Origin of the sequence: Gelidibacter sp. (genome assembly GCF_035577925.1) — a bacterium.
Taxonomy (GTDB): domain Bacteria; phylum Bacteroidota; class Bacteroidia; order Flavobacteriales; family Flavobacteriaceae; genus Gelidibacter.
Window position 1 is genome coordinate 1 of record NZ_DATJCY010000268.1, and the last position, 9894, is coordinate 9894.

Below are 9894 nucleotides of genomic sequence, written 5' to 3' on the forward strand. Positions count from 1 at the left end.
ACCTATCACGATTCCTAAAACAGAACGACGTGTTGAAGAAGAACTTGGACTAACCTGGTCTGGCGGTGCACACGAAATGGATTGGGTGCGCGCCTGTAAAGAAAATCCTGAAAGTAGAAAACCAACAACCTCCGATTTTGCCGAGGCCGGACCATTTAACGAGATGGTCGTTATGGGCGTGCTTGCCGTAAGACTTCAGGCCTTAAATAAGGTTTTAGAATGGGATGGCGCCAATATGAAGTTCACCAATATCAATCCTAATGAAGAAATTAGAACGGTTATTAGAGACGGATTCATGATTAAAGATGGCCGTCCGTCGTTTGGTAAGGACTGGACCGAACCTATGAATGCCCTCGCTTATTCCCAGGAACTGATTAAGCACACGTATCGTGAAGGTTGGACTTTGCCAGATATGCCATCTTAGCTGATAAAATTTTAAAAAGATCAACAATTAAAAAAGTAATATATAAATCTTAAAAACAAAACCTATGAAAAAAATAAGTGCACTTGTAATTTTTAGTTTAGTTTTCATGCCATTGATTTCTAGCTGTAAAGAAAATAATGAAAAAAATAAAGAAACTATCGAAGTTGAAGAAGAAACTGTAGATGCTACAGCCGATGATACCGCTGATTGGATCGTGCTTTTTGATGGTACTTCTTCTGATGGTTGGCGCGGTTATAAAAAAGATCATTTTCCAGAAGCTTGGAAAATTGAAGATGGCGCCATTCGTTGTTTAGGATCAGGACGTGGTGAAGCTGGTCATAAAGATGGCGGCGATATCATTTATGATAAAAAATTCAAAAACTTTACCTTGAGTTTAGAATGGAAAATTTCTGAAGGTGGAAATTCAGGGATTTTTTATCTTGGTCAGGAAGATTTGGATTATATCTGGAAAACAGCGCCCGAAATGCAAGTTTTAGATAATGATAAGCATCCTGATGCTAAACTTGGCGTAGATGGTAATCGACAAGCCGGATCTTTATATGATTTGATTCCTGCAAAACCGCAAAACGCAAAACCGGTAGGCGAGTGGAATCAGGTAGAAATCACAGTTTATAATGGCACCGTAGTCCATAAGCAAAATGGTGTTAATGTTGTAGAATATCACCTATGGACTCCAGAATGGAACAGTTTGGTTGCAGGCAGTAAATTCCCTGCACTAAATGAAAACTGGGCAGATGTAGCTAACGAAGGGTATATTGGTTTGCAAGATCATGGCGATGATGTTTGGTTTAGAAATATTAAAATTAAAGAACTATAGACCAAAAACAGAAACATCAACCTTTTAATTAAAATTCCTTGTGGTTCAGAATGACTTTGATGGACAGTAAAACTGCTGTTAAATTGGAGGAGTCATTCCAAGTCACCGGGAGTTTTTTTGTAAATAATATGCTTGTCCATTAAGCAACCTAAAATGGACTTAGGGCAAAAAGACGTAGGATTTTAGGACAAAAAGTATCGAAATTGTTGTTCTTTTTGTAAAAGCTGACGCAGTCATACATCTTATGTCCTTTCATCTTATGTCCTATTAGAACCTTAGGTTGTTTTAAGGAAAATCATAATAAATTATAATGAAGTTTAAAAGTAGAATATCAAAATACACTATAAAAACATGAGAAAATTAAGAATGGGAATGATTGGCGGCGGCATGGGTTCTTTCATTGGCGATGTGCACCGAAAAGCGGCGGCTATCGATGGAATGATCGAGTTGGTATGTGGTGCATTTAGTAGTACTGCCGAAAAATCCTTGGCGTCAGGTAAAGCATTATTATTGCCGGAAGACCGTTGTTATGGTAGTTTTGAAGAAATGATTCTCAGAGAAAAAGCATTGCCCGAAACGTTGCGAATGGATTTTGTGGCGATCGTAACCCCAAACCACATGCACTTCGCACCGGCAAAAATGGCATTGGAAAACGGATTCCATGTGGTGTGCGACAAACCTATGACCTTAACGATTGAGGAGGCAAAAATTTTAGAACAGCTTGTCCAATCCACCGGATTGCTTTTTGCGCTTACTCATAATTACCCAGGAAGTCCGATGGTAAAACAGGCCAAAGCTATGGTTGAAAACCGTGACATCGGAACTATCAGAAAAGTACAAGTCCAATATCTGCAAGGATGGATGGCCACTGCTGTTGAAGATGCCGATAATAAACAAGCCGCATGGCGTGTAGATCCTTCAAAATCTGGTGTTGGCGGTGCTTTGGGCGATATTGGTACCCATGCGCATAATTTGTTGGAGTATATCACAGGGATGCAAGTTAAAGAACTATCTGCCGATTTAGGTCGGGTTGGGAAAGGCCGCATCTTAGATGATGATGCCAATATTTTAATTCGCATGGAAAATGGTGCCAAAGGGACAATGTCTTTATCGCAAATTGCCGTAGGTGAAGAAAATAATTTTGCGATCAGGATTTATGGTGAAAAAGGCAGTTTAGAATGGCATCAGGAAAATCCAAATGAACTGATTACACGCTGGCTCGACCAACCCAAAAAGATTTTCACGCCCAACGGGCATGGACTTTATCCGCAGGCATTGGCGGCATCTCGAATTCCATCTGGACATCCCGAAGGTTATTTGGAGGCTTTTGCCAATGTGTATAAAAACTTTGCCATCCATTTAAACGCCTTCTTAACAAAAACCACCATTAAAACCCCAGATTATCCTACCGTTTCTGATGGTATTAGAGGCGTACAGTTTATTCATGCTGCTGTTGAAAGTGATCAGCAAAATGCAGCTTGGATTAATATGTAAATAATAATAACGCCGTTAGAAACTAAATAGAAGATTGGAAATGAGAGTATTGCTCGGTAAGTTGTCAATAAGTGCTTGTTTTATTTTAATGACAAGTGGTTTACTTGCTCAAGACAATAATGCAATGCAATTGTGGTATAACGCTCCGGCTTCCGATTGGATGACCGAAGCTTTGCCCATTGGAAATGGTTATGTTGGTGCCATGTTTTTTGGAGGAATTCAAGAAGAGCATATCCAGTTTTCAGAAGGATCACTTTGGTCCGGTGGACCAGATTCCAATCCCGATTATAACTTTGGCATCCGAAAAAACGCCCATAATTTTTTGCCCAAAGTTAGGGCACTTTTAAGAGAAGGAGCGCGTATTGAAGCTCATGAACTTTTAGAATCTGAATTTACGGGAATCATCCATACAGGTCATCGCTACAATGGTGAATTTGGCGATTATGGTGCTCAGCAAACTATGGGCGATATCTATATAAAAGTTGGCCATTCAGGAAAAGTGGAAAATTATAAACGCAGTCTTGATATTAGCAACGCTTTAGGTCATGTTGAATATGCCATCGGAATAGAGACTTATAAACGTACTTTTTTTGGAAACTATCCAAGTAATATTATGGTGTATCGTTTTGAAAGTTCTAAAAAAACGGATTACGAAATTCGATTTGAAAGTCCCCATATTGAGGTTTTTCAGGGTTTTAAAGAAGGCGTTTACACCTTTGAAGGAAAAGTGGCCGATAATGCAATGCCTTTTGAAACAAAAATATCCTTAAAACTATCTGACGGTAAAATCAGCTATAAAGATGGGGTTGTTTATATAAAAGATGCTACGGATTTGGTGTTAGTGAACACTTCGGCTACCGGTTACACGCTCAATTATCCAACGTATAAAGGAAATGATTATAAAGCTGCTAATAAAAAGATATTACAGGATTTAGGTAGCAAATCTTATGAGGATTTAAAAAACGAACATGTTTCTGATTACTCCAATTTGTTTGATCGTGTGCATTTGAATTTGGGCGAAAATCGTCAAGTTGACATTCCGACCAATGAACGTTTGATTGCATACGCAAACGGATCGGAGGACACCGCTTTAGAAAGTTTATATTTTCAATATGCACGCTATTTAATGATTTCTGCAAGTCGTCCAAACACGATGTCGATGCACTTGCAAGGCAAATGGAACCATTCTACAAATCCGCCGTGGGCAGCCGATTACCATAGTAATATTAATTTAGAAATGATGTATTGGCCTGCGGAATTGACTAATCTTTCGGAATGTCATGTGCCCTTTTTGGATTTTATAAAAAGTTTGGTGGAGCCTGGGAAATTGGCTGCTAAAGAATTCTTTAATACCCGTGGTTGGATGGTCAACACTATGGTCAATGCGTTTGGTTATACTTCGCCAGGTTGGGGTGCTGATTGGGGTTTTTTTCCGTCGGGGGCAGGTTGGTTTTCACAGCACTTATGGGATCATTATGATTTTACACAAGATAAAACTTATCTCTCAGAAAAAGCCTATCCGATAATGAAGGAAGCTGCTCTTTTTTGGATCGATTACTTAACCAAAGATGAAAAGGGCTATTTGGTATCCATGCCATCCTATTGTCCAGAACATGGTGGTATTTCAAAAGGTGCTTCTATGGATCATCAAATTGCATGGGATGTTTTAAATAATTGCATTGTTGCAGCTGGTGTTTTAGGAATTGATGATGCGTTTACAGTGACCGCAAAATTAACCAGAGATGCCATTTTACCACCAAAAATTGGAGCTTGGGGACAGCTTCAGGAATGGACCGAAGATGTGGATGATCCAAAGAACGATCACCGTCATATTTCTCATTTGTTTGCCTTGCATCCCGGCAATCAAATTTCGACAGCGCAAACACCAGCGTTGGCCGAGGCCGCACGAGTAACTTTAAATGCACGTGGTGATAGTGGAACCGGTTGGTCGCGTGCGTGGAAACTCAACTTTTGGGCACGTTTAAATGATGGAAATCGTGCACATACCATGTTAAAAAACTTATTGAAACCGGTTTCAAATACAAGTGTTGAAATGTCAACGGCTGGAGGAACTTATGCTAATTTGCTGTGTGCACATCCGCCGTTTCAATTGGATGGCAATATGGGCGGCGCCGCAGGAATTGCAGAAATGTTGCTCCAATCGCAATCAGGAATTATCGAATTGTTACCAGCTTTACCAGAGGTTTGGAAAACTGGAAACGTAAAAGGCTTAAAAGTCCGAGGCGGTTTTGAGGTGGCCATCTTATGGGAAAATAGCCGCGTTAAAACGGCAACCATCACCGGGTTTCCAAAACATTCGGCGACACTCAAGATTAATAATGAAATATTTGATTTTCAGCTTAATAGCGATGGTATTTATAATTATTTAGATGAAAATTAGCCAATACAATGAAGCTTATGAAATGTCAGACCAATTATTTTGTGCCTTTAACTTTGGTTTTTGAAGTTGCGTTTAAAAGTTCAGAATCAAAAAAGTTACGTTCATGAAAACTGGCTCATTTTGGTTTCAGAATGGAAAACCGAATCCTTTATCAACTCAAATTAATTAGCAATCAAAAGCCATAGATTACGTTTATTTAAGTTCTTTAATCATGATATCTTTAAATTCGACACCTTGACCTTCAGCCTGAAGCCCAATATAACCTTCGGTCAGTCGTTTGCCATCTTGTTTGATTTTTGGGTCATAGCCATTGGTTACACCACCACCAATTTGTGGTTTGGTATATTCTAAAACCTGTTTGCCATTGATTTTATGGATCACTAAAGAGTCTTGATGGACAATCAATTCTGCGATCACCCATTCATTCCATTTGTAGGTGTCAGAAGAAGAGTTGATGCAATGTCTGGGATCCATTTGGCCTTGATAAAAAACTTCAGTGCCTGGCGAACACATATTTCCTGTAGGCCGTGGTTGGCCTGGCTGATCTTCAGCGAGCATTTGAAATTCTACCGAAATGGGCCAATCTTGTTCTTTTAAAATGGTTGCGGGATCTTGCGAGTGAAACATCACACCACTATTTCGGTACGTATAACCTGGCGCATCTTTCATCCATTGGTCGGTAAAACGGTAGGTGAATTTTAAATGGTATGATGAAAATGGTTCTTTATAGAACAAATGGCCATAACGTTCATCAAAAGTGTCATAACCATCATAGTTGACCTGAATAGCACCATCTATAACTCTAAACGTATTGGCATAATTGTCGCCCACATCATGATGGTGAATTTTTACAATCCAGTCGTCTAAATCTTTGCCATTGAAGAGGCTTTGCCAATTTTCATCGGATTTTAAACCTTCATTTTGAATGGTTGTTGATCCCTGTTGCTTGGTATTCTGGCAGGAGTTGCACATTAAAATAAGGATTAAAACTGAAACTATTTTAAAACTCTTTTTTAAAAATAATGGAACGGAGTGCGTTATGGATTTCATGATTTATGGATTTCTATTTTTGGAATTATAAGTTCGGTGGCCAATTTAAGTTTTAGAATTGGAACATTTGGTAAAAAGCTATTTAATCTGTAGTGTAACCTACAAATTAAATAGCTTTAGGGTTAAAGATTTAAAAAATTATAGTCTTTCCGGGTGCAGGAATCGGGTAGTTGCCATCTGCTCCAGGTACGGTTGGTGGTATTGAATTCCACGTGACTTCTTGTGGCATTAAGATTTTTTCAGAAGCCAGAGCCTGCTCCCAGTTAATCATTTGACCGCTATAAGTTGCCATGCGTCCCATAATTGCAGAGAGTGTGCTTTTTGCGCCTATTTCGGCATCGTTAAGGCCTTCTTTATTTCGAATGGAGGCAAAGAGTTTGTCGTGTTCCACTTGGTATGGATTTGGGTCTCTTCGACCTTTATATTCAAAAATAGTGTTTCCCTGAAAATCTGATATACTAGCAGCTCCCGCATCATTCATGTCGATAATGCCTTTGTTGCCTTGAAAAACTTCGCCTACTTTAGACCAAGTTCCAGGTTGATGACGGCATTGGCTAGAAATCACTGCGCCGCTAGGATATTTGAATTCTACAAAGTGATGGTCAAAAATTTCGCCATGTTCAGGACCTGTTCTTACCAAACGGCCTCCCATGCCTTGTGCTGAAATTGGATATTCACCAATAAACCAGTTGGCAACATCAATATTATGAATGTGTTGCTCTAGAATATGATCACCACAAAGCCAATTGAAATAATACCAATTGCGCATTTGATATTCGAGTTCGCTTTGATTTGCAGTGCGTGGATTAACCCAAACGCCAGAGCTGTTCCAGTACACCTGTCCTGAGGTAATGAGACCAGCTTTACCTTCATCAATTTGCTGTTTTATAGCCAAATAGTTGTTTTGATAACGACGTTGCAAACCCACAACAACACTTAGCTTTTTTTCTTTGGCAATTTTAGCCATTTCTAAGACTTTTCGAACTCCGGGGACATCTGTAGCGACTGGTTTTTCCATAAAAACATGCTTCCCTGAATTGACCGCATACTCAAAATGGTAAGGACGAAATCCTGGAGGTGTAGCAAGAATAACAACATCGGCTTGGTCAATAGCTTTTTTATAAGCATCAAAACCAACATATTGGTGATTGTCTTTAACTTGGATTCTTTTGGTGCCTTCAAATTCTTTTTGAAGACTTTCAAGACTACCTTTCAAGCGGTCTTCAAAGGCATCGGCCAGTGCGACCAACTGCACATTTTCATCAGCCCTTAAAGCCTGGACCGCAGCACCAGTGCCACGACCGCCACAACCTACAACGGCTAGTTTTAACGTTTTATCGTTAAAAACATTGGCCATAGCTGCCATTTCCATTGTGGGTAACAGCATTCCTGCGGTAAAAATAGCTGTGTTTTTAACAAAATCTCTTCGTGAAGACTGTAAAATAGTTTTCTGATTTTTTTTAGAATGATCCATCATTATAGTTTAGAGGGTTAAGGAGATGTTTGTCCCCAGTATTTTAAATAATCGCTAGTTTTTGGTGGGTTGGCCACGCGCACAATTCTAAAGCCTACAAAAGGGGCGTCGGTATTCCACCATTTGCTTTTTGGGAATTGTGGATCGCGCATTTTCCAGTTTTCTGATGATGCTAAACGTGCAGCACTCCGAAGGTATTCGGCCTCATCATCGTAGGAGCCGCCTCGTACTGCACGAGGATATTCCTTGACCGGAAATTCGATAGGGTTTTGTGCGGTCGTTTTTCTGTTTTTGTAAGCCTCTGGAAGGTATTGGTCTAAGGTCCATTCGGCAACATTACCATACATGTCATAAAGTCCCCAAGGATTTGGTTTTTTCTGGCCTACTTTATGGTAGGTCCTATCACTATTGTCGGTATACCAGGCATAGTCGCCGAGTAATTTTTCATCATCGCCAAAATGATAAGCGGTTGTGGTTCCTGCACGTGCGGCATATTCCCATTCGGCTTCTGTAGGCAAACGGTAAAAATGTCCAGTTTTGGCCGATAGCCATTCGCAAAATTTTGATGCTGAATGGTGCGTCACATTGCCTACAGGCAAATCTTTACCACTTCCCATACCCAAACTCATATCAACATAAGGTACGGTAGCCCCAGAAATGGCATCGATTTCTAGAGATACTTGAGCTGCTTTTGTAGGTGTTTTTACATGGTCTATCTCTCGATTCACATATAAATTAAATAAATCCCAAGTGATTTCATATTTTGATATCCAGAAAGCATCAATATGTACTTTATGTGAAGGTCCTTCATCCTTATAATAATTTTTTTCGCTGGTAGGGCTTCCCATGATGAAACTACCTTGAGGTATGGCGATCATTTCAATTGTCAAATCTGAGCCACCGATATCTTGAGTGAAGGATTTAAGTTCCTGAGATACGGTTGCCGTATGCTGAAAAAGAAACGGTACAATTAAGAGCGCATGTCTAATCTTCACTTTTTTAAACGTTTATAAAGGCGTAATTTCTATTTTTTTAAATTCGACTTCAGCACCTTCGGCTTGAAGTGCAATCTGCCCTTTATGGGCGGTGGCATTAAGACCGTTGTTGACCAACTCGCCATTGACCCAAACGGTGATCGAGTTGTCGCGGCATTCAATAACCATGGTGTTCCATTGCCCAAGAGGTGCTTCGGAGTTTTCTGTCAGATTCTGGATTCTGCGTTCTTTTCCTTCGGTGGTGCCCCAATTATCTTTTGGACCGCGGCGGTTTTCCATATTCGGCACTTCGACGTCTTCAACGATACACCAAAAATCACCCGCGTTTTTGTGTTCCATTTGCACTTCAATAGATTTTGGGAACATACCATATAAGGCTCTCGGAGTAGAGGCATGAACAAGCACCCCACAATTGCCTGGCTTATTTGGAAAACGATAATCTATTTCTAATTTGTAATTCTGATAAATACTATCGGTGATGAGGTGTCCTCGCGGATTTCCTAGGCTTACCAACCTATTGTCACGGACTATAAATGGGTTGACAGCTTGTGGATTGTTGTCCATATCTGGAACATCAACATGCCATCCCGTAAGGTCGGTTCCATTAAATAAGCTGTAGGGTGTTTTGTCTTTTTTTAAATCGGGAGTTTTCCAGGAAATCATTGCCACAGCGAAAACAATAATTGATAACAAAGTGCGCATAACCTATTGTTTTAATATTGAGGTATCAATATAAGATAATTATTAGCTATAAATGTTCAGAGTTCTTTCAAAATTATTTAGATTTTGTGTTAAAATTTGTTGTCTATAATAACCTGCTATACTAAGAGCCTGTTTAAATTTTAAAAAATATTTATTTTGCAAGTGTTTATATTTCTTAGTTTTCTTTTTGTGCTGTTTTCAGCATCTTTAGCCTTTGATTACTTGATTTAGCACATTAAATCTCCATTATTAAAAACTAAAATCTATCTAAAATAGTTATAAAAATTTAAACCATAATTTTTATACAATCTCTAATAAATTAATGAACTTTTATGTTATTATCCACCTATTATATGTTTTTTTATACGATCATACACCGTAACGAACGTTTTGTTTCAATATCTTTAAGTGTGCGGTAAATAACTGTTTTGTTGCGATGTTCAAAAGAGAATCATCTTTTCTGTCGAGCTGTGATTGCCCGGACAATGTTTTTTTGCGGTAATTAGCCTATTGATT

7 protein-coding genes and 1 pseudogene are annotated in these 9894 nt (G+C 39.2%); 4 read left to right on the forward strand and 4 right to left on the reverse strand.

The window, feature by feature from the left end; all coding sequences use genetic code 11:
• From VNJ50_RS10575 to VNJ50_RS10590, 4 genes and pseudogenes are all read left to right on the forward strand, one after another.
• Window positions 1-424: pseudogene (locus VNJ50_RS10575) on the forward strand (gfo/Idh/MocA family oxidoreductase); the annotation flags it as partial.
• Between the two features lie 64 nt (window positions 425-488).
• Window positions 489-1262 carry a DUF1080 domain-containing protein gene (locus VNJ50_RS10580; RefSeq protein ID WP_325581658.1) on the forward strand — a complete coding sequence of 258 codons (774 nt, stop codon included), beginning with the start codon at window positions 489-491 and terminating at the stop codon, window positions 1260-1262.
• Window positions 1263-1613: 351 nt separating this feature from the next.
• The gene (locus VNJ50_RS10585; RefSeq protein ID WP_325581660.1) at window positions 1614-2756 is read left to right on the forward strand and encodes a Gfo/Idh/MocA family oxidoreductase; all 1143 of its coding nucleotides are present in this window, start codon (window positions 1614-1616) and stop codon (window positions 2754-2756) included.
• A gap of 40 nt (window positions 2757-2796) precedes the next feature.
• Window positions 2797-5157, forward strand: coding sequence for a glycoside hydrolase family 95 protein (locus VNJ50_RS10590; protein ID WP_325581662.1), 2361 nt, complete (start codon window positions 2797-2799; stop codon window positions 5155-5157).
• Between the two features lie 192 nt (window positions 5158-5349).
• Here VNJ50_RS10590 and VNJ50_RS10595 read toward each other — a convergent pair whose 3' ends face one another.
• The 4 genes from VNJ50_RS10595 to VNJ50_RS10610 form a co-directional block, all read right to left on the reverse strand.
• Window positions 5350-6207: a DUF1080 domain-containing protein gene (locus VNJ50_RS10595; RefSeq protein WP_325581664.1), complete on the reverse strand. Its 858-nt coding sequence runs from the start codon at window positions 6205-6207 to the stop codon at window positions 5350-5352.
• Window positions 6208-6337: 130 nt separating this feature from the next.
• Window positions 6338-7681 (reverse strand): Gfo/Idh/MocA family oxidoreductase, encoded by a 1344-nt coding sequence (locus VNJ50_RS10600; RefSeq protein ID WP_325581666.1) that lies wholly within the window; start codon window positions 7679-7681, stop codon window positions 6338-6340.
• A gap of 17 nt (window positions 7682-7698) precedes the next feature.
• Window positions 7699-8676, reverse strand: a complete 978-nt coding sequence (locus VNJ50_RS10605) for a formylglycine-generating enzyme family protein (RefSeq protein ID WP_325581668.1) — start codon at window positions 8674-8676, stop codon at window positions 7699-7701.
• Window positions 8677-8688: 12 nt separating this feature from the next.
• On the reverse strand, window positions 8689-9378 hold the full coding sequence (locus VNJ50_RS10610; RefSeq protein WP_325581670.1) for a DUF1080 domain-containing protein: 690 nt from the start codon (window positions 9376-9378) through the stop codon (window positions 8689-8691).
• Window positions 9379-9894 lie beyond the last annotated feature (516 nt).

Bases quoted from the DNA above. Each gene is read 5' to 3' on its own strand.
- VNJ50_RS10610 (WP_325581670.1), bottom strand. From the start codon at position 9,378: ATGCGCACTTTGTTATCAATTATTGTTTTCGCTGTGGCAATGATTTCC.
- VNJ50_RS10580 (WP_325581658.1), top strand. From the start codon at position 489: ATGAAAAAAATAAGTGCACTTGTAATTTTTAGTTTAGTTTTCATGCCA.
- VNJ50_RS10600 (WP_325581666.1), bottom strand. From the start codon at position 7,681: ATGGATCATTCTAAAAAAAATCAGAAAACTATTTTACAGTCTTCACGA.
- VNJ50_RS10590 (WP_325581662.1), top strand. From the start codon at position 2,797: ATGAGAGTATTGCTCGGTAAGTTGTCAATAAGTGCTTGTTTTATTTTA.
- VNJ50_RS10595 (WP_325581664.1), bottom strand. From the start codon at position 6,207: ATGAAATCCATAACGCACTCCGTTCCATTATTTTTAAAAAAGAGTTTT.
- VNJ50_RS10585 (WP_325581660.1), top strand. From the start codon at position 1,614: ATGAGAAAATTAAGAATGGGAATGATTGGCGGCGGCATGGGTTCTTTC.